The organism is Intrasporangium mesophilum (assembly GCF_054783095.1).
The window spans coordinates 56,099-77,934 of sequence record NZ_BAAGRF010000057.1; the positions used below are offsets into that span (position 1 = coordinate 56,099).

At 72.2% G+C, this 21,836-nt stretch carries 22 protein-coding genes and 1 riboswitch; of the genes, 15 read left to right on the plus strand and 7 right to left on the minus strand.

What is annotated here, in order from left to right; genetic code table 11:
- The first annotated feature begins 27 nt into the window (after positions 1-27).
- Genes ACYVLP_RS24360 through hutI form a run of 3 tightly spaced genes read left to right on the plus strand, consistent with a single transcriptional unit; the run spans position 28 to position 3,838 of the window.
- Positions 28-1,302 (plus strand): allantoate amidohydrolase, encoded by a 1,275-nt coding sequence (locus tag ACYVLP_RS24360; protein WP_460629870.1) that lies wholly within the window; start codon positions 28-30, stop codon positions 1,300-1,302.
- A complete protein-coding gene (locus ACYVLP_RS24365) occupies positions 1,299-2,630 on the plus strand; it encodes a formimidoylglutamate deiminase (protein WP_460629871.1) in 1,332 nt (443 codons plus the stop codon). The genes ACYVLP_RS24360 and ACYVLP_RS24365 overlap by 4 nt, the downstream gene beginning before the upstream one ends.
- Positions 2,627-3,838, plus strand: coding sequence for an imidazolonepropionase (hutI, locus tag ACYVLP_RS24370; protein ID WP_460629872.1), 1,212 nt, complete (start codon positions 2,627-2,629; stop codon positions 3,836-3,838). The genes ACYVLP_RS24365 and hutI overlap by 4 nt, the downstream gene beginning before the upstream one ends.
- A 6-nt stretch (positions 3,839-3,844) precedes the next feature.
- Here the strand turns inward: hutI and ACYVLP_RS24375 are convergent, their stop codons facing one another.
- Positions 3,845-4,051 carry a DUF1918 domain-containing protein gene (locus tag ACYVLP_RS24375; protein WP_452270920.1) on the minus strand — a complete coding sequence of 69 codons (207 nt, stop codon included), beginning with the start codon at positions 4,049-4,051 and terminating at the stop codon, positions 3,845-3,847.
- 144 nt (positions 4,052-4,195) lie between these two features.
- On the opposite strand from ACYVLP_RS24375, the gene ACYVLP_RS24380 reads away from it, so the two are divergent.
- Both ACYVLP_RS24380 and ACYVLP_RS24385 read left to right on the plus strand, forming a co-directional pair.
- On the plus strand, positions 4,196-5,398 hold the full coding sequence (locus ACYVLP_RS24380) for a sensor histidine kinase (RefSeq protein WP_460629873.1): 1,203 nt from the start codon (positions 4,196-4,198) through the stop codon (positions 5,396-5,398).
- Entirely contained in the window at positions 5,391-6,080 is a 690-nt protein-coding gene (locus ACYVLP_RS24385) for a response regulator transcription factor (protein ID WP_460629874.1), read from the plus strand. Before ACYVLP_RS24380 ends, ACYVLP_RS24385 begins: the two co-directional genes overlap by 8 nt.
- On the opposite strand, the gene ACYVLP_RS24390 is transcribed toward ACYVLP_RS24385, so the two are convergent.
- Positions 6,035-6,517: a DUF4235 domain-containing protein gene (locus ACYVLP_RS24390; protein WP_460629875.1), complete on the minus strand. Its 483-nt coding sequence runs from the start codon at positions 6,515-6,517 to the stop codon at positions 6,035-6,037. The genes ACYVLP_RS24385 and ACYVLP_RS24390 overlap by 46 nt on opposite strands.
- A gap of 73 nt (positions 6,518-6,590) precedes the next feature.
- Positions 6,591-6,707, plus strand: a riboswitch (TPP riboswitch).
- Positions 6,708-6,780: 73 nt separating this feature from the next.
- Between ACYVLP_RS24390 and ACYVLP_RS24395 the strand changes: the two genes are divergently transcribed.
- The 7 genes from ACYVLP_RS24395 (at position 6,781) to ACYVLP_RS24425 (ending at position 14,657) form a co-directional block, all read left to right on the plus strand.
- Positions 6,781-7,407, plus strand: coding sequence for an ECF transporter S component (locus tag ACYVLP_RS24395; protein WP_460629876.1), 627 nt, complete (start codon positions 6,781-6,783; stop codon positions 7,405-7,407).
- The gene (locus ACYVLP_RS24400; protein ID WP_460629877.1) at positions 7,407-9,797 is read left to right on the plus strand and encodes an ATP-binding cassette domain-containing protein; all 2,391 of its coding nucleotides are present in this window, start codon (positions 7,407-7,409) and stop codon (positions 9,795-9,797) included. Before ACYVLP_RS24395 ends, ACYVLP_RS24400 begins: the two co-directional genes overlap by 1 nt.
- 55 nt (positions 9,798-9,852) lie before the next feature.
- Complete coding sequence (locus tag ACYVLP_RS24405) at positions 9,853-10,392, plus strand: hypothetical protein (protein ID WP_460629878.1); 540 nt, start codon at positions 9,853-9,855, stop codon at positions 10,390-10,392.
- A gap of 2 nt (positions 10,393-10,394) precedes the next feature.
- Positions 10,395-10,991 carry a histidine phosphatase family protein gene (locus tag ACYVLP_RS24410; protein ID WP_460629879.1) on the plus strand — a complete coding sequence of 199 codons (597 nt, stop codon included), beginning with the start codon at positions 10,395-10,397 and terminating at the stop codon, positions 10,989-10,991.
- Positions 10,984-12,570, plus strand: coding sequence for a polyprenol phosphomannose-dependent alpha 1,6 mannosyltransferase MptB (mptB, locus tag ACYVLP_RS24415; protein ID WP_460629880.1), 1,587 nt, complete (start codon positions 10,984-10,986; stop codon positions 12,568-12,570). Before ACYVLP_RS24410 ends, mptB begins: the two co-directional genes overlap by 8 nt.
- A gap of 94 nt (positions 12,571-12,664) precedes the next feature.
- Entirely contained in the window at positions 12,665-13,261 is a 597-nt protein-coding gene (locus ACYVLP_RS24420; protein ID WP_460629881.1) for a hypothetical protein, read from the plus strand.
- Between the two features lie 181 nt (positions 13,262-13,442).
- Positions 13,443-14,657, plus strand: a complete 1,215-nt coding sequence (locus tag ACYVLP_RS24425) for a pyridoxal phosphate-dependent aminotransferase (RefSeq protein ID WP_460629882.1) — start codon at positions 13,443-13,445, stop codon at positions 14,655-14,657.
- Between the two features lie 7 nt (positions 14,658-14,664).
- Here ACYVLP_RS24425 and ACYVLP_RS24430 read toward each other — a convergent pair whose 3' ends face one another.
- Positions 14,665-14,991, minus strand: a complete 327-nt coding sequence (locus tag ACYVLP_RS24430) for a hypothetical protein (protein WP_460629883.1) — start codon at positions 14,989-14,991, stop codon at positions 14,665-14,667.
- A gap of 15 nt (positions 14,992-15,006) precedes the next feature.
- Between ACYVLP_RS24430 and ACYVLP_RS24435 the strand changes: the two genes are divergently transcribed.
- From ACYVLP_RS24435 to ACYVLP_RS24445, 3 genes are read left to right on the plus strand one after another with little or no spacing between them, the layout of a single operon-like run.
- On the plus strand, positions 15,007-15,507 hold the full coding sequence (locus ACYVLP_RS24435) for a hypothetical protein (RefSeq protein ID WP_460629884.1): 501 nt from the start codon (positions 15,007-15,009) through the stop codon (positions 15,505-15,507).
- A 46-nt stretch (positions 15,508-15,553) separates the two neighbouring features.
- A complete protein-coding gene (locus tag ACYVLP_RS24440; protein ID WP_460629885.1) occupies positions 15,554-16,564 on the plus strand; it encodes an LLM class flavin-dependent oxidoreductase in 1,011 nt (336 codons plus the stop codon).
- Between the two features lie 47 nt (positions 16,565-16,611).
- Positions 16,612-17,034, plus strand: a complete 423-nt coding sequence (locus tag ACYVLP_RS24445) for an OsmC family protein (RefSeq protein ID WP_460629886.1) — start codon at positions 16,612-16,614, stop codon at positions 17,032-17,034.
- A gap of 158 nt (positions 17,035-17,192) precedes the next feature.
- Here ACYVLP_RS24445 and ACYVLP_RS24450 read toward each other — a convergent pair whose 3' ends face one another.
- The 4 genes from ACYVLP_RS24450 to ACYVLP_RS24465 all read right to left on the minus strand — a co-directional run bounded on the left by ACYVLP_RS24450 (position 17,193) and on the right by ACYVLP_RS24465 (position 21,813).
- Positions 17,193-18,605 (minus strand): L,D-transpeptidase family protein, encoded by a 1,413-nt coding sequence (locus tag ACYVLP_RS24450; RefSeq protein ID WP_460629887.1) that lies wholly within the window; start codon positions 18,603-18,605, stop codon positions 17,193-17,195.
- A 174-nt stretch (positions 18,606-18,779) separates the two neighbouring features.
- Entirely contained in the window at positions 18,780-19,469 is a 690-nt protein-coding gene (locus ACYVLP_RS24455) for a TetR/AcrR family transcriptional regulator (protein WP_460629888.1), read from the minus strand.
- Positions 19,470-19,545: 76 nt separating this feature from the next.
- Complete coding sequence (locus tag ACYVLP_RS24460; protein WP_460629889.1) at positions 19,546-20,595, minus strand: L-lactate dehydrogenase; 1,050 nt, start codon at positions 20,593-20,595, stop codon at positions 19,546-19,548.
- A gap of 36 nt (positions 20,596-20,631) precedes the next feature.
- Entirely contained in the window at positions 20,632-21,813 is a 1,182-nt protein-coding gene (locus ACYVLP_RS24465) for a glycosyltransferase 87 family protein (RefSeq protein WP_460629890.1), read from the minus strand.
- Between the last annotated feature and the right edge of the window lie 23 nt (positions 21,814-21,836).

Here is a 21,836-nt window from a genome sequence, read left to right on the forward strand (position 1 = left end):
TGTGCTCCACCGGCATACCGAGGAGTGATGAGCGCAGTGACGACCAGCTTCGACCGGATGTGGGCCGACCTCGAGCCCATCGGTCGGGCCGCCGACACAGGTGGCTACCGGAGGTACGCGTGGACACGCACCGACCGCGACCTGCGCGAGTGGTTCGCGGCCGAGTGCGCCGCACGAGGGCTCGACGTGGTCGAGGACCGCGCCGGCAACCAGTGGGCCTGGTGGGGTGACCCCGACACGACGCCGGGTGTGGTCATCGGGTCGCACCTCGACTCGGTGCCCGACGGGGGCGCCTTCGACGGCCCGCTCGGGGTCGTCAGCGCCCTCGCGGCCGTCGACGCGCTGCGTGAGGCAGGCGTCGAGCCCGACGTGCCGCTCGGGGTGGTGAACTTCGTCGACGAGGAGGGCGCGCGGTTCGGCATCGCCTGCGCGGGCTCGCGCATCATCACCGGTGCCCTCGACGCCGACCGGGCCCGGTCACTGACCGACGCCGACGGCATCTCGATGGCGCGGGCCTGGCAGGACGCCGGCCGCGACCCGGAGCAGCTCGGGCGAGACGAGGAGACGCTGCGCCGCATCGGCCGCTTCGTCGAGCTGCACGTCGAGCAGGGCAAGGCGCTCGCGCTCGCGCCGGACGGCAGCGATGTGCTCGACGACCCCGCCCGCGCCGTCGCGGTCGGCACCGACATCTGGCCCCACGGCCGCTGGCGCATCGACATCCCGGGCGAGGCGAACCACGCCGGCACCACGCGCATCGAGGACCGGCGCGACGCGATGCTCGGTCTTGCCGCTGTCGTGCAGGCCGCCCGGTCGTATGCCGTCGGGCTGGGTTGCGTCGCGACGGTCGGCAAGGTGGTCGTCGAGCCCGGTGGCGTCAACGCGATCCCCAGCCACGTCACCGCCTGGCTCGACGCCCGGGGTCGCAGCGAGTACGCAGTGCAGTCGACGGTCGAGGCGGTCGGGTCGGTCGTGAAGCGCGACGGCGGCACGACAACTCTCGAGTCGTGGACTCCCACCACGCGCTTCGACGCGGCGCTCGTGTCGCGGCTGCACGGCATACTGCCCGATGCGCCCCTGCTCGGCACGGGAGCGGGGCATGACGCGGGAATCCTTGCCACGCATGGGATTCCGAGCGCGATGCTCTTCGTCCGCAACCCCACCGGCGTGTCTCACTCACCCGCGGAGTGGGCTTCTCCCGCAGACTGTCACCATGGGGTCCAGGCCCTGACCACGGTCGTCACAGCGCTGTGCACACGGAAGGACGCTCATGAGGGACTCGACGCGATGAGCAAGAAGCGATGAACTCCTTCTGGTGCGAGAGTGCCTGGCTCACCGGTGGCTTCGCCCGCCGCGTGCGGCTCGTCACCTCGGACGGGCTGCTCAAGGAGGTCAAGGTCGACGCCGACCCGGAGCCGAGCGACGTCCAGCTGCGCGGCGTCACGCTGCCCGGGATGGCCAACGCCCACAGCCACGCGTTCCACCGCGCGCTGCGCGGGCGGGTCAACGGCGGGGGCGGCAACTTCTGGAGCTGGCGCGAGCAGATGTATGCCGCCGCGGAGCAGCTGAACCCCGACACGTACTTCGCGCTGGCGCGGGCGGTGTTCGCCGAGATGGTCCTGGCGGGCATCACCGTGGTCGGCGAGTTCCACTACGTCCACCACCGGCCCGGTGGCCAGCGGTACGGCGACCCCAACGCGATGGGCCTCGCCGTGCGGCAGGCGGCCGAGGAGGCCGGCATCCGGCTCACGCTCCTCGACACGTGCTACCTCGAGGGTGGGCTCAACGGGGGCGGGCACGTCGAGCTGCACCCGGGCCAGCTGCGGTTCAGCGACGGCTCGGTCGATGCGTGGGCGGAGCGGATGGCCGCCCGCAAGCCCTCGAACCGCGTCCGGCTCGGCGCGGCGATCCACTCGGTGCGCGCGGTGCGGCGCGAGGACCTGCCGAAGGTCGTCGAGGCGGCCGGCGAGCTGCCGCTGCATGTCCACCTGTCCGAGCAGCACGGCGAGAACCTCGCGTGCCAGATGTACTACGGCATGACCCCGACCGAGCTGCTCGACGAGGCGGGCGCCCTCGGGAGCAACCTGACCAGCGTCCACGCGACGCACCTGACCGACCGTGACATCGAGCTCCTCGGAGGCACGGGCACCGGTGCGTGCTTCTGCCCGACGACGGAGCGTGACCTCGCCGACGGCATCGGCCCGGCGCGGGCGCTGCACGACGCCGGCGCACCGCTGTCTCTCGGCTCGGACCAGCACGTGGTCATCGACCCGTTCGAGGAGCTGCGCGGCGTGGAGATGCACGAGCGGCTCATCACCAACGAGCGCGACCGGTTCTCGGCCAACGACCTGCTCCTCGCGGCGTCCTTCAACGGCTACCGCGCCCTCGGCTGGTCCGACGGCGGTCACCTGTCCAAGGGCGGGCTGGCCGACTTCGTCACCGTGCGCACCGACACCGTCAACACCGCGGGCTCGGCGCCCGACCAGATCATCTACTCCTGCGTCGCCTCGGACGTCTCGACCGTCGTCGTCGGCGGTGACGTCGTCGTCAGCGACGGGCGGCACCGCATCGGCGACGTCGGCCGGCTCCTCGGCAGCGCCATCGACCGGGTCGCCGGCGGGGTCCACGTATGAGCGTGCTGGTCACCGGCATCGCGGAGCTCGTCACGAACGACCCTGAGCGCTGGGATGCCTCGAGCCGGCCGGGCGGCCACGACGACGCCGGCGACCGGCTGCTCGGCATCGTCCGCGACGCGGCGCTCGTCGTGTCCGACGGGGTCATCGAGTGGGTCGGACCCGAAGGTGAGGCGCCCGACGCGGACGAGCGCCGGGACCTCGGCGGCCGCGCGCTCATCCCCGGGTTTGTCGACTCGCACACGCACCTGGTCTTCGCGGGCGACCGCTCGGCGGAGTTCGCTGCCCGGATGACCGGCGCCCCCTATGACGGCGGAGGCATCAAGGTCTCCGTCGCGGCCACCCGGGCCGCGTCCGACGACGAGCTCCGGTCGCTCGTGGCGGCCCGGGTCGCCGAGATGCGGGCTCAGGGCACGACCACGGTCGAGATCAAGAGCGGCTACGGCCTCACCCTCGAGGACGAGCTGCGGTCGCTGCGCATCGCGCGTGAGGTCACCACCCACACGACCTTCCTCGGCGCGCACGTGGTGCCGCCGGAGTATGCCGCCGACCGTGCGGCATACGTCGACCTCGTCACCGGCCCGATGCTCGCGGCGATCCGCGACGCGGGGGGCGCCGACCTCGCCGAGAGCATCGACGTGTTCTGCGAGCCGCACTCGTCCCACGCCTTCGACGGCGACGAGGCGCGCACGATCCTCGAAGCGGGTCGGGCGGCCGGGCTGCGCCTGCGGGTGCACGGGAACCAGCTCGGGCACGGCCCGGGCGTGCGGCTCGCCTGCGAGCTCGGTGCGTCCAGCGTCGACCACTGCACGTTCCTCGACGACGCCGACGTCGCAGCCCTCGCGGCCGCCCGCGGGACGACCGTCGCGACCCTGCTCCCTGGGGTGGAGTTCTCGACCCGGTCGCCCTACCCGGACGCGCGCCGGCTCATCGACGGCGGAGTCGACGTGGCGCTCGCCTCGGACTGCAACCCCGGCACCTGCTACTCCTCGTCGATGCCGTTCGCCATCGCCCTGGCCGTGCGGGAGATGGGCATGACGCCCGCCGAGGCGCTGCACGCAGCCACAGCGGTGTCGGCGCGCTCGCTCGGCCTGGACCGCCGGGTCGCGTCCGGGCAGCCTGCCGAGCTCGCCGTCATCGACGGGCCGAGCCATCTGCACCTCAGCTACCGCGCGGGCGTGCCGATCGTGCGGGCGCTCGACCTCTGAGCCGCCTCAGGTGTGGGAGTCCCCGTTGGCATGGACACACTTGAGGACCGAGCCAGGACCCGGGTGGATCAGCCCGGTGTGCCCGTCGGCCCACTCGACGACATAGGGCGGCCCGCCGTCGGGGCCCTTGACCTCGACGATCGTGCCCTCGCGAGTTGACTGCCCGACGTGCTCGGCAGCCATCGTGATGCGGTCACCAACCTGCGCCTCCATCGGCACACCTCCTCCGGACGGGCTCTCCTACCAAGCACACCATCTCCGGACCGTCCGCGGGAAGGGCCAGCGCAGATTCGTGGCCTCTTGATGTCAGCCCGCGGTCTGACGACCCACTCTCGCGGCTCACCTAGGCTCGTGGTCGTGACCGAAGGGACCGTCTACGACTGGCTGCAGCGCCGCCCGATGCTCCTCGACGTCCCGCTCGCAGGAGCGCTCTCGCTGCTCAGCCTGGTCATGGCAGGCGCCGGTCAGGGCTACTGGTGGAGCATCGTCACGGGCCTGGCCAACCTCGCCCTCATCGTGCGCCGCACCCGCCCGGCGCTGGCCTTCGGCGTGGTCAGCGTCGCCCTCGCGCTGCGCGTCGTCCCGTACGACAACCTGCTCCCGGGAGACGTCGCGTTCCTCGTCGCCATCTACTCGCTGGCCGCCTACGAGCGCCGCCGACCGGTGCGCCTGGCGGGCCTGGTCGTGGCCGCCCTCGGCTCCGCGATCGCGGCCTGGCGGTTCACCGGGGTGGGCGGTGCGACCCCGACCACCGGAGCGGTCGTGTTCACCTTCATCGCCTGCGCGGGCACGTCGCTGTCCGCGTGGACGCTGGGCGACCTCAAACGGGCCCGTCTCCAGCGCCTCGCCGACCTCCAGGACCGCGCCGAGCGGATCGAGCGGGTGCGCGAGCAGGAGCTCCAGCTCGCGGCGCAGCAGGAGCGTGCCTCGATCGCTCGCGAGATGCACGACGTCATCGCGCACGCGCTGTCGGTGATCGTCGTGCAGGCCGACGGCGCCGCGTATGCCGCCGAGCGCAGTCCCGAGGGCGCGCTGGCCCGGTCTGTGGGCGCGCTGCAGACCATCGGCAGCGCGGCCCGCGACGCGCTCGGTGAGACCCGCCGGCTCGTCGGCGTCCTGCGCGATCCCGACACCGGCATGGAGCTCGCTCCCACCGCGGGTCTGGACCTGCTCGACGACCTCGTGGCCGGTGTCCGGTCGGCCGGAGTGCCGGTCACGCTGGCCCTCCGGCTGGCCCCTGCGGGTGCGGAGGCCACGCGGCCCATGGGGCTCGACCTGGCGGCATACCGCGTCGTTCAGGAGTCGCTGACCAACGTCATCAAGCACGCCGGCCCCGGTGCCAGCGCGACAGTAGAGGTGGAGGAACGGCCTACCAGGCTGCGAATCTCCGTGTGCGACAACGGAGTCGGCGCCGCGAGCGTCGATGACGGTCGGGGGCACGGCCTGCACGGGATGCGCGAGCGGGTCGCCGTGCACGGCGGCACGCTCACCGCTGGTCCGCGGCCCGGTGGCGGCTTCGAAGTCCTCGCCACGATCCCGACGCAGGCCGCGCATGGCTGAGCACCCGATCCGCATCATGCTCGTGGACGACCAGGCGCTGGTGCGCGCGGGGTTCCGGATGGTCCTCGACGCCGAGCCGGGCATCGAGGTCGTCGCCGAGTGCTCTGACGGGCAGGCGGCCGTCGACGCTGTGCCGGGCCGCGCGGTGGATGTGATCCTCATGGACGTCCGGATGCCGCGCCTCGACGGGATCGAGGCCACCCGGCGGATCCTCGCCCGGCCGGAGCCGCGTCCGCGCGTGCTGGTCTTGACGACGTTCGACCTCGACGAGTACGTCTACGCCGCGTTGCGGGTCGGGGCCGCGGGCTTCCTGCTCAAGGACGCCGGCCCGGCCGAGCTGCTCTCCGCCATCCGGGCGGTGCACGCGGGGGACGCCGTCGTGGCCCCCGGGCCGACCCGGCGCCTGCTCGACCGGTTCGTCCCGACGCTGCCGGGCGGCACGTCCTCGGGCGCCGTCGACCGCCTCGCCCTGCTGACCGACCGCGAGCGCGAGGTGTTCGAGGCGGTCGGCCGCGGTCTCAACAACGCCGAGATCGCAGCCGCGCTGCACGTCGCGGAGGCGACGGTGAAGACGCACGTCGGTCGCGTGCTCGCCAAGCTCGGGCTGCGCGACCGCGTGCAGGTCGTCGTGCTGGCCTACGAGTCCGGGGTCGTGCGGGTCGGGCTCTTCGACGAGCCCTGACGGTCCTTGGACGCCCGGTTGATCGCCTTCTGGAGCCGATAGTTCTGTCGCGCACCCTTGCGCACCAGCCTGTTGTGCGCCTTTGCATCCTTGGGGGTGAGCTTCTCGCTCTCGAGCGCCTTGGGTAGGTGACCAGCCGACTTGCGGTAGTACTCCGCCGCACTCCGCTCGACGGCGACCCGGGCCGTCGTGACCAGCATCGAGGACAGCGCTGTGTACAGCACCACGTCGCGGGTGCGTTCGTTGTCGAAGTCGCGACGCGCCGGGACACTTCGCCCGGTCAGGATCTTCCAGCCGCGCCGGGAGACATTCGTCGCCGCCGCAGTCGCGAGCAGCGTCGAACCGTTGCTCAGCAGCTTCCAGACCATCCCTCCGGCGGCGGTCCGGTGAGGCTTCTCGTCGGGTCGCTCGGTCGGTTCGGTCCGCTTGGCAGCCATGCTGTGACTGTCCCATGAGGGCGGGGTAAAGTCACCCCGACAACCGAATACACAACTGAACAGCACGACCCATTCATCACGACAGGGGAGCGCCCTTGCGCTGAGAGTGCGGCAGCCCAGAAGGGCCAGGCCGCAGACCCTCGAACCTGCTCCGGTTAGCACCGGCGAAGGAAGTCGGTAATTCTCAGGCCACTGCACGGCATACGCACGTATGCCGCCAGATGGCCTCCCCGAGGTATCCATCGGAACCCGGGAGATCAGACATGTCCACCACCATCACTGCCAGCGGTCCACTGACCCGCTGGCGCACCATCGACCTGCTCACGTGCGCCTTCCTGGGCGTCGCCTTCGGCGTCGCCTACTGGGCGTGGGGCCTGGCCTATGCCGCACCCTCCAACGCGGTCTCGGCGGGCTTCCCGCCGCTCGCGGCGCTGTTCGCCTGGCCCTGGCTCGTCGCCGGCATGGTCGGGATGCTCGTCATCCGCCGTCCCGGCGCGGCCCTCTTCACCGAGCTGCTCGCGGCGATCGTCTCGGCGCTCATCGGCACCCAGTGGGGCCTGACCACGCTCGTGTCGGGCCTCGTCCAGGGTCTCGGCGTCGAGATCGGCTTCGCCCTCTTCGCCTATGCGGTCTACAGCTGGGCACCGCTCGTGGTCGGCGGCTTCCTCGGCGGCGCGTTCGAGGCTGTCTACGAGTGGTACTCCTACTGGACCGACTGGGGCTGGGGCTACAAGATCGCCTACCTGTTCTTGTTCGGTGCGTCGGTCGCCGTGTTCGGCTCGCTCCTGTCGGTCGGCATCACGAAGGCCCTCGCAGCGGGCGGTGCGCTCAACCCGTTCCCGCCGGGACAGGAGGTCCGCGAGCGCCGCACGCTGGCCGGCTCGAGGTGATGCCGGACGTCGTGCCTGCTCGCGACGGCCTGGACGGGCGTGCGCTGTCCGGGGCCGGGGTCGAGGTCAGCGACCTCACCTGGCGCCCGTACGGCCGCTCCCGGCCGGTCCTCGAGCATCTCGACCTGACGATCGAGCCCGGCGAGCGCGTGCTGCTCGCCGGGCCGAGCGGGTCGGGCAAGTCGACCCTGCTCAGAGCCGTCGCCGGCCTACTCCTCACCGCCGACTCCGGCGAACTGCAGGGCACGGTCGAGGTGGATGGCGTTGCGCCGCAAGAGGTTCCGGGCGCCGTCGGGTTGGTGCTCCAGGATCCGGGTGCGGGGATCGTCGCCTCGACCGTAGGGCGTGACGTGGCCTTCGGGCTCGAGAACGTCTCGACGGTGCCCGGCTCGATGCCGCAGCGGGTCGCCGCTGCGCTGGGTGAGGTCGGGCTGACGATGTCTCCCGACAGCCCGCCGTCGACGCTGAGCGGGGGCGAGTCCCAGCGGCTCGCCCTCGCCGGCGCGCTCGTCATGGAGCCGTCGGTCCTCCTGCTCGACGAGCCGACCGCCATGCTCGACGCCTCGACGGCGGCAGAGGTCCGCGCCGTCGTCGCCGAGGTCGTGGCTCGCCGCGGCCTCACGCTCGTCGTCGTCGAGCACCGTCTGGAGGGCTGGCTCGACCTGGTCGGCCGGATCGTCGTCCTTGACGCACAGGGCGCCGTGGTCGCCGACGGTCAACCACACGATGTGCTGGCGCAGCGCGGGGAGTCGCTTGCGGCGCAAGGGATCTGGGTGCCTGGTGTGCCTGACCCGGAGCCCCTGCAGGTGTCGCTGCCCGTGGGGTCGGCGGGCTCGACTGCGGCCTCGGCCGTCGTGCATCGTGGGCGCGTCGTCGTCTCTGCCCGTGACGTCGACGTCGAGCGCCGGAGCCGCCGGCTCGGCGAGCAGTCCAGGTCGACGCTGGCGGTCGCAGACGCGGACCTCGATGTGTGTGCGGGGGAGACCCTGGCGATCGTCGGCCCGAGCGGCGCGGGCAAGTCGACGCTCATGGCCGCCATGGGCGGGCTCGTGGCCCCGACCTCGGGAGCTGTCGAGATGGCCCTGCCGCTGACTCCGGGCGAGGTCGCGCCGGGCGAGGCGAGCGGGCGCCGTCCGGCGCGCGAGCGGCTGGCCCCGCCGAGCGAGTGGAGGGCCAGGGACCTCGCGCGCGTCGTGTCGTGGGTCCCGCAGCGCGCCGCCAGCGCCATCGTCGGGCGGACCGTCCGCGAAGACATCCTGGCGACGCCGCGAGCCCTGGGCCCGCCTGTCAGGCCACCCGGCGATGGGCCGGTCGCGGTCGGCGGCGGGGAAGTGGAGGCGCGGGTCGACGCGCTCCTGGACGCCCTCGGCCTCACCCATCTCGCCGACGCCGACCCGCGGCAGCTCTCGGGTGGCGAGCAGCGCCGTCTGGCGATGGCCTCGGCCATCGCGCACTCGCCCGCGCTCGTGCTCGCGGACGAGCCGACCGTCGGCCAGGACCGCCTCACCTGGGCTGCTGTGACGGGCGTCCTCGGCGCGGCGCGCCGGGAGGGGTCTGCGGTCGTCGTCACGACCCACGACCCCGGTGTCGTCGCGCGGGCTGACCGGGTCGTCGCGCTGACCCAGCCGGAGCAGCCGCCGGCCGACCCCGAGCCCGAGCGGCGGCCACTGCTGGCCCGCGTCGGGCCGCTCGCCCTGCTCCTCGCCGCACTCAGCGTGCTTCCGCTCCCAGCCCTGCTCTCGAGCTGGCGGCAGGGCCTGGCCGTGCTCGCGGTCGAGGTCGTCCTCGCGGTCGTCGGGCTCCTCGCGCCCGGTCCCGGACGGCGGCCGCACGGTCGCCTGCGTGGGGTGCTGGCTCGCCTGGCCCCCGCCGCGATCGCGGTCGCCGGCGTCGCCTGGTCGGCCTGGCTGCTGGGCGGCCGTGACGTCGAGGTCGCGGCGGGTGCCGCCCTGCGCGTGCTCTGCCTCATCGTCCCCTCGGCGGTCGTCGTCGGCTTCATCGACCCGGAGCGACTCGGTGACCACCTGGCCCAGCGAGTGCACCTGCCGGCGCGTCCGGTCGTCGCCGCCACGGCCGCGCTGCAGCGGCTCCAGGCGTTCGACGCACTGTGGGTCGAGCTCATGACGACGCGGCGGGTCCGCGGCATCCGCGCCGACACGGGCGTCGTCGCACGGACCCGCGAGGCCGTGGTGGTGACGGGCGGGCTGCTCGTCGGCGCGCTCGGCCAGGCCTCCAACCTCGCGCTCGCGATGGATGCCCGCGGCTTCGCCGAGGCCCGACGGCGTACGTGGGCGGGTGACGCACCGTGGCGGACGCCCGACACCCTCGCGGTCCTCGCGGGCCTCGTCATCATCGCCGCCGGCGTTGCCGCGCGGCTGTTCCTGCCGTGAGCGTCCCGGAAGGCACAATGGGGACGCACGCGAAGGCGACTGGAAGGGGCCACCCGTGCCCGACTCAGCTGGACAACCTGCTCGCCTGACGGCATACCCCCGCCGGGGGACTCCACGGCGCTGGGCGCCCGCGACGCTGGCGTATGCCGCCGGGCTGGGGCTGGTCGTCACGCTCGCCGGCTGCGGCCAGCCGGCGCCCTCCGGCCCGGGCGGAGGTCTGGAGCCCACCGTGAGCGTCCCCGTCCAGCCCACCATCGCGCCCGTGACACCGTCCGACGACGCGCCCTCCGACCCATCGGCGGCCGTCGACGAGGACCCCTACGACGCGTCGTCGAGCCTGACCAGCGGCACGTGCCAGCCGTCCGGCGACGTGTGGAGCTTCACCGGCACGCTGAAGAACTCGGACACGCAGCAGCACACCTTCTCGGTCGGCGTCTTCATCATCAAGACCTCGGACAGCTCGCAGGTCGCGAGCAAGGAGGTCGAGGTGACGGTCGCGCCCGGAGCGACCGCGCCCGTCAAGGTCGAGGGCTTCTGGAAGGGCCCGAAGACGGGTGTCGAGTGCCTCACCGGCGTGACGATCAAGGGCCTGTAGCGGTGCGGCTCTTCCTCGTACGTCATGGCCAGACGCATGCCAACGTCTCGCGCCAGCTCGACACTGCCGTGCCCGGGCTGGACCTCACCGACGAGGGCCGTTCGCAGGCGGTCATGCTCGCGTCGCGCCTCGGGGACGAGGACCTCGGCGCGATCTACACCTCCGACCTCGTCCGCACCCAGCAGACGGCGGCGCCGCTCGCCGAGATGCTCGGCCTGACGATGGTCGTGCTGCCGGGGCTGCGCGAGATCCAGGCGGGTGACTACGAGATGTCGACCGACTGGAAGCCCTACATCGACGCCGTCGTCCGCTGGCGCGACGACCCGGGACACGCGATCCCGGGCGGGGACAGCGGGGTCGGTTTCATGACTCGCTACGAGGCGGCGATCCGGCGCATCGCCACGGACGGCCACGAGTCGGCAGTCGCGGTCAGCCACGGCGCTGCGATGCGCGTGTGGTGCGCCGCAACCCTGCACCTGCCGTCGGAGTTCTTCGACACACGACGCGTCGACAACACCCACGTCGTGACGATGGAGGGCGACCCCGACTCGGGCTGGCGCCTGCTTGCGTGGGGGGACGAGCCGGTCACCCATGGGTGAGGCCGCCGCGTCCGAGCCGGCGCCGGTTCGCGGGTCGCGTCGCGGGCTGTGGCGGTGGGCAGGATGCGCCGCCGCTGTGGCTCTGGCGGCCTCGTCGTGGGGATCGGGCGCGCGGCCGGACCTCAACATCGGCATCCTCTGGCCGGGGATCGAGCCGTGGCGCGCGACCGGTGGGTCGCCTTTGCTGGCAACGGTATCCGTCATTGCGATGGGCCTCCTGGTCGTCGCTTGGTGGCGGCTGCGGTGGGCGCAGGTGCCGGTCCGCTGGTGGTGGACCACCATCGCGCTGTGGTTCGTGCCGCTCATCGCTTCCGTGCCGCTCTACAGCCGCGACCTGTACTCGTATGCCGCTCAAGGTGCCCTCTGGGCCGATGGGCTCAACCCGTACGAGCATGCGGTGCGCGAGCTCGACTCCGACTGGCGGGCGTCCACGGCACCGACCTGGCTGGACACGCCGACCCCGTACGGGCCTTTCTGGCTGCTCCTCGCGCGTGGCGTGGCCACCGTCTCGGGCGGCCACCTCTGGCTGGCCCTGCTGCTGCTCCGGCTGCTCGCCGTCGTGGGCGTTGTCGTCATCGCGTGGGCGGTGGCCGACATCGCCCGGCGCCTCGGCGCCTCGGTCGGGAAGGCGACCTGGCTCGGCGTGGCGTGCCCGCTCGTCTGTGCCCACTTCGTCAGCGGCGCCCACAACGACGCGCTCATGGTGGCTGCGGTGCTGGCGGCGGTCGCGCTCGCCCTGCGCCGTCGCTTCCTCGTGGCGTGCCTCGTGATCGCCCTCGGCGCGATGGTCAAGATCACCGCCGTCATCGCGCTGCCCTTCATCGCCCTGATGTGGGCGCGAAGCCTTCAGCCTCGGCGGGTGGGTGCCTCGCCCGAGGGCGTGCTGGCCTGGGGGCAGGTCGTGCGGGCTGGGCTGTTCAGTGTGCTCGTCGCCGGGGTGCCGATGGTTGCGGTCTCAGTGCTCACCGGCCTCGGGTTCGGCTGGGTCAACCCGGCCTCGACCCCGGGCAAGAACGAGCAGTGGACCTCGATCCCGACCTCGCTGGGCATCGCGATCCAGGCGATCGGCCACCTGCTCGGTCAGGCCGACTGGCGCGACCCGGCAGTCAGTGCGGCGAGGGCGGCCGGTCTCGTCGTGCTTGCGCTGCTGCTCGTCCTCGTCTGGCTGGGCGCCGCCAAGGCTCTGGACCGCGTGGGCCTCGCTGACGAGGCCGCGGCGCGGGAGGACCGGGCCCGGGTCGTCCGCGGCATCGGCTGGGCGATGCTGGCCGCGGTCGTGCTGGCGCCCGTGTTCCTGCCCTGGTACTACCTCTGGGTCCTGCCCGTCCTCGCCGTCTCGCTCGAACCGCGCCTGGGACGGGGTGCGGCGACGACGCTCGCGGCGGTCGCCTCGGTCATCTGCTTCATGACCCTGCCCGAGGGCTACAGCCTCGCCCTGCGCACGACGGGGGTCGGCGTCCCGATCGCGATCGTCGCGACGGTGATGCTCGTCCGCGCCGGGGCGCGCACCGGTCGGCGCCTCGACTGGCGGCACCTGCCGGACCTGTCGCGGCCGCTGCTCTCTCGCCGCTCGACCTGACCCGGCCCCGGGCGACCTAGGTGCATCGTCACGGATTGGCGACGCCTCGGTCCGAAGGCTGGCCGGGTGAACCGCGGTGCCACACACTGTCCCGGTGACAGACTCCGGCTTCAGTGACGAGGCCAAACGCCGTCGACGGCGCACGCCTCCGCCTGCCACGCAGCCTGCCTACCGTGCCCCGACGAGCCCCACCCCGGCACACCCGGCACCGACCCCCACACCGGCCCCGACGCCGCCGCGCCGCCGTCGTCGGCTCAGTGCCGGCTTCGTCTTCTTCCTCGTCGTCATCCTCGGGCTGCTCGCGTTCGCCGGGTGGGCGTGGGCCGGTCGGACCTATACGGCTGACCTGGACGCCTACGACGCGCTCGGCGTGGACATCACCGAGATGGACCGCAGCATCACCCCGCTCGAGCACAGCGAGATCCCGCCCTGTCGCGACTCTTCCGAGGGGGTCATCACGCGCACCTACCCGCCCTCGACCGGACCCCAGGCCGCCGAGGTCATCGGCTACCTCGAGCAGAAGGGCTGGACCGAGACCCCGGCCGGCGCGCCGAACGTCGCCCACCTGACCAAGGTCGAGGCGGGGGGGCACCTGCTGACCATCGACGTCGCCGCCCCCACCCGTTCCCAGCTCGTCTCGTCGCTCACCGGACGCAGCCCCGCGTCCTCGCTCGCCTGCCTCGTCCGCTGAGCGGCCGAGAGGCCCGCCCCACCTCCGTCGCGCTCCCACCCCTAGGGGGAGGGGCTGGGACCCGTCGAGTGAGCGCTCCGTCCCACGTGTCACGCGGGTTGAGACGTAGGTCACGGAAGCGGTGGGCCACATGGTGGGAAATCCGCGGTCCTCGGCATACGGCAGTGCCACCCTTGACCCCATGCGTGCGGTCTCCCAGAGCAAGAAGCTGCAGAACGTCTGCTACGAGATCCGGGGGCCCGTGCTCGCCGAGGCCAAGCGCCTCGAGGAGGAGGGCCACCGCATCCTCAAGCTCAACATCGGCAATCCCGCGCCGTTCGGGTTCGAGGCGCCCGAGGACATCCTCGTCGACGTCATCCAGGAGCTGCCGACCGCACAGGGGTACAGCGACAGCAAGGGCATCCTGTCGGCCCGCCGCGCGATCGCCCAGCACTACGAGGTGCGCGACTTCCCGCACGTGAGCGTCGAGGACATCTACCTCGGCAACGGCGTCTCCGAGCTCATCGTCATGGCCATGCAGGGCCTGCTCGACAACGGCGACGAGGTGCTCATCCCGGCCCCCGACTACCCCCTCTGGACGGCGGCGGCAAGCCTGGCCGGCGGACGGCCCGTCCACTACATCTGCGACGAGCAGGCCGGCTGGGCGCCGGACCTCGACGACATCCGCAGCAAGGTCACCGACCGCACCAAGGCGATCGTCGTCATCAACCCGAACAACCCGACCGGCGCCGTCTACCCGCGCGAGGTCCTGGCCGAGATCGCCGAGATCGCCCGGCAGCACGAGCTCATCGTCATGGCCGACGAGATCTACGACAAGATCCTCTACGACGGCGCCACCCACACGTCGGTGGCCGCGCTAGCGCCCGACCTGCTCTGCCTGACGTTCAACGGCCTCTCGAAGGCGTACCGCGTCGCCGGGTTCCGCTCCGGCTGGCTCGCGATCACCGGTCCCAAGGAGCACGCGCGCAACTACCTCGAGGGCCTGGACATCCTCGCCAACATGCGACTGTGCGCGAACGTGCCCGCGCAGCACGCGATCCAGGTCGCGCTCGGCGGCCGCCAGTCGATCAACGACCTGATCCTGCCCGGAGGACGCCTCCTCGAGCAGCGCAACGTCGCCTGGGAGCTGCTCAACCAGATCGACGGCGTCAGCTGCACCAAGCCGCAGGGTGCTCTCTACCTCTTCCCGCGACTCGACCCGGCGGTGCACCACATCGACGACGACGAGCGGTTCGCCCTCGACCTGCTGCGCGAGCAGCACATGCTCGTCGTCCACGGCACCGGCTTCAACTGGGCCACGCCCGACCACTTCCGGCTCGTGTTCCTCCCGCGCGTCGAGGACCTCGAGGACGCCGTGGGAAGGCTCGAGAAGTTCCTCGGGAACTACGCCAGGTAGGCCTCGCTCAGACCTCCGTCGAAGCCCACCACTTGACCAGCAGACCGAGCACGACAGCCCATACGACGGTGAGCACCAGCGAGAGCCCGATCGCGAGCAGGGCAGGCCTGCGGCCACCCGGCTCCCGGCGTGCCAGGCTGAGCCCACCGAGCGCAAGACCGAGCAGCTGCGGCAGGAACGTGATGCCGAAGACCACACCGACCAACGACACGACGACCGCCGCACGGGCGAGCGGGGCGTCGGCCGCGAGTCTGGGAGCCGACCCGACGGCACTCCGGCGCAGAGCGCCGGCTCCATCCTCGTCGTCCTCCGGGGGACGATCCACGTCGGTCACGCGTTCAGGGTAACGATGGACACCAGCACCAGGACGGGCGCGTCGCCCCGCGGAGCAGCAGCTCCGCGTTCGTATGCCGTCGGGTCGTCTCCAGTCGGACCGTATGCCGTGCGGTGGGTCGGGTCCCGGACGCTCGCCGTGCTCGGGGCCGGGGTCCTGGCCACCCTGGCGCTCACCGCCTGCAGCTCCGACCCGACCCTGTCCGACCTGCCGCCCGACGTCGCCCAGGCCCGGCCGACCATCAGCGCTGAGGAGGCCGGCTTCGTGCTCAAGGCCGAGAAGCTCGGCGCGAAGATCACCGGCGAGTCGGTGGACGACGACATCGAGACCGGCACCACGACCTGCTGGGCGCTCGCGAACGGCGGGCTCACGCTGCGCCAGATCGCGGTCGACGACCAGGGCGCGCCCCTCGGCAACACCGGCGACGCCCTGCGCACCAAGCAGCTGATGGCGGCCGGTGTCCAGGCCTTCTGCCCCGACCACGACGACGAGGTGTCCCAGCTCGGCCTGCCGTAGCCGAGGCCGACGGAATACCCCGAGCCCGGGTGGTCGTTGCGCTGGTGTGAGTCGACCCCGCGCGCAGCTGAACATTCTCGACCTCGTGCCCGTCGTCGAGGGCGGCACCGCAGGCGAGGCGATCGCCTCGACCGTCGACCTGGCCCGGCATGCCGAGAAGTGGGGCTACGGGCGGTACTGGATGGCCGAGCACCACAACATGCGCGGGGTCGCGTCGAGCGCCACGGCGGTGCTCATCGGCCATGTCGCGGACCACACCGAGACCATCCGCGTCGGGGCGGGCGGCATCATGCTCCCGAACCACGCGCCCTACGTGGTCGCGGAGCAGTTCGGCACCCTCGAGACCATGCACCCGGGCCGGATCGACCTCGGGCTGGGCCGTGCGCCGGGCACCGACCCGTTCACCACCCGGGCCCTGCGCCGCAACGAGGCCGCGGCGATGAACTTCGCGGGCGAGGTCCAGGAGCTGATCGGCTACCTCGGCGACCCCGACCCCGACGCGAAGGTGCGCGCGTTCCCCGGCGAAGGCACCCGCGTGCCGATCTGGATCCTCGGCTCGAGCCATGGCGGCGCCCAGGTGGCTGCCTCGCTCGGCCTGCCGTACTCCTTCGCCTCGCACTTCGCCCCCGCCGCGCTGATGAGCGCTCTCGAGGTCTACCGGAGCCAGTTCCAGCCCTCGACCGAGCCCGGCGGACTGGACGCGCCGCGCACGATGGCCGGCGCGAACATCATGGTCGCCGAGACGGCCGAGGAGGCCGAGCGGCTGTTCACGAGCGTGCTGCGCCGCTTCCACGGCATCGTCACCGGCCGCCGGACCGGGCTCCCCGAGCCCGAGGGCGACATCGCGAGCCTGCTGGCGCAGTGGTCTCCGGCCGAGCGGCAGGCGGTGAGCGAGATGACCCGGGTCTCGCTCGTCGGGACGCCCGACCAGGTGCGTGAGGGCCTTTCGGGGTTCGTCGAGGCGACCGGCGTCGACGAGGTGATCGTCACCTGCGGGGCCTTCGACCACGAGGACCGGCTGCGCTCGTTCGAGCTGCTCGCGGACGCATGGACCTGATCGCACCCGAACCTGACGCGATCCCGACTCTCTGAGAGGCTGCCTCCATGAGCACCGATGCCGACCTGCGCACGATCACCCTGACCCGCGACAGCCAGGGCCGCTACACGGCCCGCAACCGGCGCGGCGGTTCCATCTCGGTCAGCTCGGGCACCGACGAGCTGTCGCCGGTCGAGCTGCTGCTGGCGGGAATCGCGGCGTGCACCGCCGTCGACGTCGACACGGTGACGACCCGGCGCGCCGAGCCCGAGAGCTTCGAGGTCGAGGTCACTGCGGACAAGGTCAAGGACGAGAACGGCAACCACCTGCAGGACATCAACGTCACCTTCCGGGTGCGCTTTCCCGACGGCGACGCCGGTGACGCTGCCCGGGAGATGCTGCCCAAGCTGGTGAAGCGGTCGCACGACGAGTGGTGCACCGTGAGCCGCACCGTCGAGCTCGGCGCGAAGGTCACCGCCACGGTCGAGTGACGGCCGCGCCTGCCCCGGCGAGCGATGAACCGCGAACACACCCGGAAACCGTCAGCTCGCCACAGTTGCAACTGTGCGAGATTTTCGATTTCCGGGTGTGTTGCGGGGGCGGCGGTCAGCGGGTGGGGGCCTGACTCGGCCCGGCTGCTCGCCCGGGGTCAGTGGTAGACGACGACCTTGTCGCCGATCTTCACCTGGAAGTACAGCGCCTTGACCTGGGCCAGGTCCGCGATGTTGACGCAGCCGTGGCTGGCGCTCGTGTAGCCGAGGCGCGCGAAGTTCGAGGAGTAGTGCACGGCCTGGCCGCCCGAGAAGAACATGGAGTACGGCATGGGCGTGAAGTAGAGGTTCGAGATGACGTACTCGTACTTCTTGAACACCTTGAAGGTGCCCTCGCGTGTCTCGAGCCCCGGCCGGCCGAAGCGGGCCCACATCGACGTCTTCACCGCGCCGTCGACGACCCAGGTGAGGGTTCGGGTTCCCTTGTCGACGCACATGACCCGGCCCGTGCGACAGCGGGTGTCGAGGGCCGCGATCGACGGGAGCGTTGGACGCAGGCCGGCCGCAAAGCGGTACTGGTCGAAGGTGCCCGGGGTGTAGGTGAGGCTGAGCAGCTTGCCCCACGTGCGCTTGTCGACGACCCCTGACTGGGGCAGGTTGTAGGCCCGCTGGAACGCCAGCACCTTCTGGCCGAGCGTCCACCCGTACACGCCCGAGATGGCGTACGGCCACAGCCCTTTGGCACGCAGCCGCAGCTGCAGCTCCTTGACGTTGTTGGCCGCAGCGGACGTGCTCAGCACGGTCGGTGTCGCGGTGAGCGACACGAGGCGGGTCCAGGTGCGGGTGTCGAGGACCGCGGACTGAGGGAGGTTCTGGTCGAGCTGGAAGGTCCGCACCCGCTGAGTGAGGGTCCACCCGAAGTAGCCGGAGACGGCATACGTCCAGTAGGACGCCTTGACGAGGCGCAGCCGCACCATGAGGTCCTTCACGGCGTACCCGGACGCGCCCTCCTTGAGGCGGGTCGGGGTGGCGGTCAGGGCGACCAGCCGCGACCACGTGCGCTCGTCGACGACCCCGCTCTCGGGCAGGCTCTGGTCGCGCTGGAAGGCGAGCACGCCCTGGCGGAGGGCCGCGTCGTAGACGCCCGAGATCGCGCCCGGCCAGTAGGCGACCTTGACGAGGTTGAGCCGCACCTGGAGGTCCTTGACCTTGGCCGCGGGCGCATTCGTGGGGATGACGACCGGCGATGAAGGCGTAGTGGGTGCCGTCGTCGTGGTCGCGGTGGGCCCGGTCGGCGCGGTCGTCGTCGGCGCGGTCGTGGTCGGCGCGGCCGGAGCGGTCGTGGTCGGCGCGGTCGTCGGGTCCGTCGGGGTGCCGGTGTCGGTCGTCGTCTCGCCGGCCGACGCAGGACTCTGGGACTGGGTCGCGGGCGGAGCGGGCGTGCCGGTGCTGTCGTCAGCCCGTGCGGCCGGAGCGGCGGCGAGGGCGAGCGTCACGAGCGTTACGAGCGTCACGAGCGTCCCAGTGGCCCCCTGCGCGGCGCGCGGAGCGTCAATACGGATGGTCTTCATGCTTCCCCCTGTGTCCCGACCCTCGGGCGGTCGTCGAGCTCCGGCGCGACAGCGCGTCTCATTCTGGCAGGCCACGCCGACATCGGCGCGCCATCGCCTCACCCATGAGGACGCATCGGGCGCCGCAATGGTTGTCACACAGCGGCTCTCGGGTTCGGATGACCTCAGCGAGCTCTAGTGGTCGGTCCCCTCCGAGCTGAGACCGAGACCGAGGTCGACCATCTTGACGAGGCGTGGGGCGAGCTCGGCGATGGCGTCCTTGGGCAGCCCGCGCAGCGGTCCGTCGAGGGCGAGCATGGCCATGCCGTGAACGGCGGACCACGCGAGCAGCTCGGCCCCCGGGCGTTCCCCCACGGGGAGCACCCCCACGTCGACCATGTCGTCCAGCGAGTCGGACAGCAGCTGGAACGGTGTCCGCCCGGACGCTCCGGCGGCGTCGGCCGAGGCGGAGCGACTGAGGTCGACGGGGACGGCGAACGCCGTGCGGAACAGCCCGGGCTCGCTCATCGCGAACCGCAGGTACCCCACGCCCACCGCGCGGAACCGCGCCCGTGCCCTGGCTCCCGGGTCGAGGTCGCCTGGCACCGCGTCCATCGCTGCGCTGATGACATCCGCAGCCCGGCTCTGGGCACGCGACACGACCTCGCCGAGCAGGGCGTCGCGATCCGCGAAATGACGGTATGCCGCATTGGCCGACACGCCGACACGGCGCGTCGCCTCGCGCAGCACCACCGCGTCGGGCCCGCCCTCGCGCGCGAGATCCATGCCCGCATCGAGCAGAGCCCGCCGAAGATCACCGTGGTGGTACGTCGCCCGGGGCGTCACGGCATACCGCTCCGGATCTGCGGCGGCGGACGAGCTCACGCTCCCATGATGCTCCCCCCGGGCTGCGGCGCGTCGGCAGCCACCGCCGCAGCGCAAGGAGCGAGGCGACGTGGGCTCAGAAGCCGAAGCGGCGCGCCGTCGCCCGGACAGCCTCGGCCGACGATCGCAGTCCGGCGAGCTCGGCCTCGGTCATCGGCACCTCGACGCGCTCGCCGACGCCGCCGGAGTGCACGACCGCGGGGACCGAGAGGCAGACGTCGCCGATGCCGTAGTAGTCGTCGAGCAGGGACGAGACGGGCAGGATCCGGCGCTCGTCATAGACCACGGCCTCGACGATCCGGGTCGCGGCCAGGCCGATGGCGTAGTTCGTTGCACCCTTGCCCTCGATGACGCGGTAGGCGGACTCGACGACGTCGCGGGCGATCCTGGCCCGTGCAGGCTCGTCGAGAGATGGCCGCCCCTGCGCGTCACGCCACTCCAGGAGAGGGACCGACCCGACCGAGGCCGTCGACCACAGCGGCAGCTCCGAGTCGCCGTGCTCGCCGACGACGTACGCGTGGACACTCTGCGCGGCGACGCCGATGTGCTCCGCCAGCAGGAAACGGAGACGGGACGAGTCGAGCACCGTCCCCGAGCCGAACAACCGCGCGGGGGGCAGCCCGGACACCTTCAGAGCGGCATACGTGACGACGTCGACCGGGTTGGTGACCATGACGTGGAGAGCCTCGGGCGCGACCTCGACGAGGCGTGGCAGCACCTGCTTGACGATGCCGATGGTCGACTCGGCGAGGTCGAGCCGGGACTGGCCGGGCTTCTGCTTGGCGCCGGCCGTGAAGACCACGACGTCGGAGTCCGCGAGCACCGAGATGTCGTCGGAGCCCTGGACCCGCGCCATCGGGACGAACTGTATGCCGTGGCTGAGGTCGAGCGCCTCGGCTCGCACCTTCGCGGCGTTGAGGTCGAACAGCGCCACGGTCTGGGCTGCGCCCCGCATGAGCGTGGCATACGCGAGGGTCGCCCCGACGGCACCCGCGCCGACGATGCCGACCTTGGTCGTCCGGCGGCCTCTCCGCGCGCCGTCGCCACTCCTCGCGTGCGTGGTCGGGGAGGACGTGCTGCCGGTCAGGGCATTCGGCTCAGGGTTGGCGGTCGTGCTCTCGGACATCGGCGCTCCCGGCGGTCGAGGGTCGGCCCTCCTAGGCTAGCCAGTGGGGGTGGCTGCACGCTGCGGAGTCTCGTGCGACGGTTCGGGGCGCCTGAGGGCCAAGGCAGCCCACGCGGTCACGGCCAGCGCGGCGAGCAGGTAGGCGTTGCCGACCACCTGCTCGAGGGGGCTCCACCCGTACTCGCGACCCTGGCCGTACGGCGGCCACAGGATCGGGCGGATGACGAACACGGCCGTCCACGCGGCCGCCACCCATCGACGGCGCTCCCAGAGCGCGAGCGCCGTCGGCACCGCCCAGACCCAGTGATGGGACCAGGCGACCGGTGAGGCGAGCAGCATCGCTAGCGCCGCGATGCAGGTGGCGAGCACCCGGTCGCCCCGCCGCCACCAGGCCGCCCCCACCGCCAGGACGGCGGCCGAGACCGGCAGCGCGACAGCGAGCCACACGGCGATCGACGGCCGGTGGTCGAGGAGCCGGGTGAGCGCGCCGTAGACCGACTGGTTGTGCGCGAGCGCCGGCGGCCCGATGCGCCCGGCGTCGATCAGCCCGTGCGTCCAGTACGACGTCGCATAGGAGGGCGCGACGGCGAACCCGAGCCCGACGGTGGCGGCGAACGTCAGCGTCGCACGGGCAGCCATCGCGCGGCGCCCCACGACGAGCAGCAGCACGACGAAGGCGAGGGGCGTCAGCTTGATGCCGGCCGCGATCCCGAGGAGGACGCCGGACCAGCGACGGTCGGGCCCGAGCAGGTCCACGAGGACGGCGAGCATGAGGAGGATGTTGACCTGGCCGAACGTGAGGTTCTGCCAGACCGGCTCGAGTGCCAGTGCTCCCGCGGTGAGCAGCGCGACGAGCCATCCCGGAGACGGCTGAGCGAGCGCACGGCGCACGACCGCGATGACCGCGGCGAGCGCCGCGACCGACGCCCCCGTCCAGAGCCCGGCCGCGAGCCACGCCGGGAGGGCACCGACCGGTGTCATGACGACAGCGGCGAACGGCGGGTAGGTGAAGCGCAGCCCGGTCACCGGTTCTCGCGACCCGAGCGGTGGCGCATCGCCGAGGAGCGCCCGCCCGCCGAACTGGTAGACGAGCAGGTCGGTGAAGCTGCCGCGGCGGGCTCCCGCGACGACGGCGACCACGACGAGGACCAGGACCGGGACGGGCCCGTTCAGCAGGCGGGAGCGTCCGACCTGCGCGCGAGCCAGAGGCAGGCCCATGCCCGCATCGTACGCAGCGTGGT

Bases quoted from the DNA above. Each gene is read 5' to 3' on its own strand.
- ACYVLP_RS24360 (WP_460629870.1), top strand. From the start codon at position 28: ATGAGCGCAGTGACGACCAGCTTCGACCGGATGTGGGCCGACCTCGAG.
- ACYVLP_RS24365 (WP_460629871.1), top strand. From the start codon at position 1,299: ATGAACTCCTTCTGGTGCGAGAGTGCCTGGCTCACCGGTGGCTTCGCC.
- hutI (WP_460629872.1), top strand. From the start codon at position 2,627: ATGAGCGTGCTGGTCACCGGCATCGCGGAGCTCGTCACGAACGACCCT.
- ACYVLP_RS24375 (WP_452270920.1), bottom strand. From the start codon at position 4,051: ATGGAGGCGCAGGTTGGTGACCGCATCACGATGGCTGCCGAGCACGTC.
- ACYVLP_RS24385 (WP_460629874.1), top strand. From the start codon at position 5,391: ATGGCTGAGCACCCGATCCGCATCATGCTCGTGGACGACCAGGCGCTG.
- ACYVLP_RS24390 (WP_460629875.1), bottom strand. From the start codon at position 6,517: ATGGCTGCCAAGCGGACCGAACCGACCGAGCGACCCGACGAGAAGCCT.
- ACYVLP_RS24395 (WP_460629876.1), top strand. From the start codon at position 6,781: ATGTCCACCACCATCACTGCCAGCGGTCCACTGACCCGCTGGCGCACC.
- ACYVLP_RS24400 (WP_460629877.1), top strand. From the start codon at position 7,407: ATGCCGGACGTCGTGCCTGCTCGCGACGGCCTGGACGGGCGTGCGCTG.
- mptB (WP_460629880.1), top strand. From the start codon at position 10,984: ATGGGTGAGGCCGCCGCGTCCGAGCCGGCGCCGGTTCGCGGGTCGCGT.
- ACYVLP_RS24425 (WP_460629882.1), top strand. From the start codon at position 13,443: ATGCGTGCGGTCTCCCAGAGCAAGAAGCTGCAGAACGTCTGCTACGAG.
- ACYVLP_RS24435 (WP_460629884.1), top strand. From the start codon at position 15,007: ATGGACACCAGCACCAGGACGGGCGCGTCGCCCCGCGGAGCAGCAGCT.
- ACYVLP_RS24445 (WP_460629886.1), top strand. From the start codon at position 16,612: ATGAGCACCGATGCCGACCTGCGCACGATCACCCTGACCCGCGACAGC.
- ACYVLP_RS24450 (WP_460629887.1), bottom strand. From the start codon at position 18,605: ATGAAGACCATCCGTATTGACGCTCCGCGCGCCGCGCAGGGGGCCACT.
- ACYVLP_RS24460 (WP_460629889.1), bottom strand. From the start codon at position 20,595: ATGTCCGAGAGCACGACCGCCAACCCTGAGCCGAATGCCCTGACCGGC.
- ACYVLP_RS24465 (WP_460629890.1), bottom strand. From the start codon at position 21,813: ATGGGCCTGCCTCTGGCTCGCGCGCAGGTCGGACGCTCCCGCCTGCTG.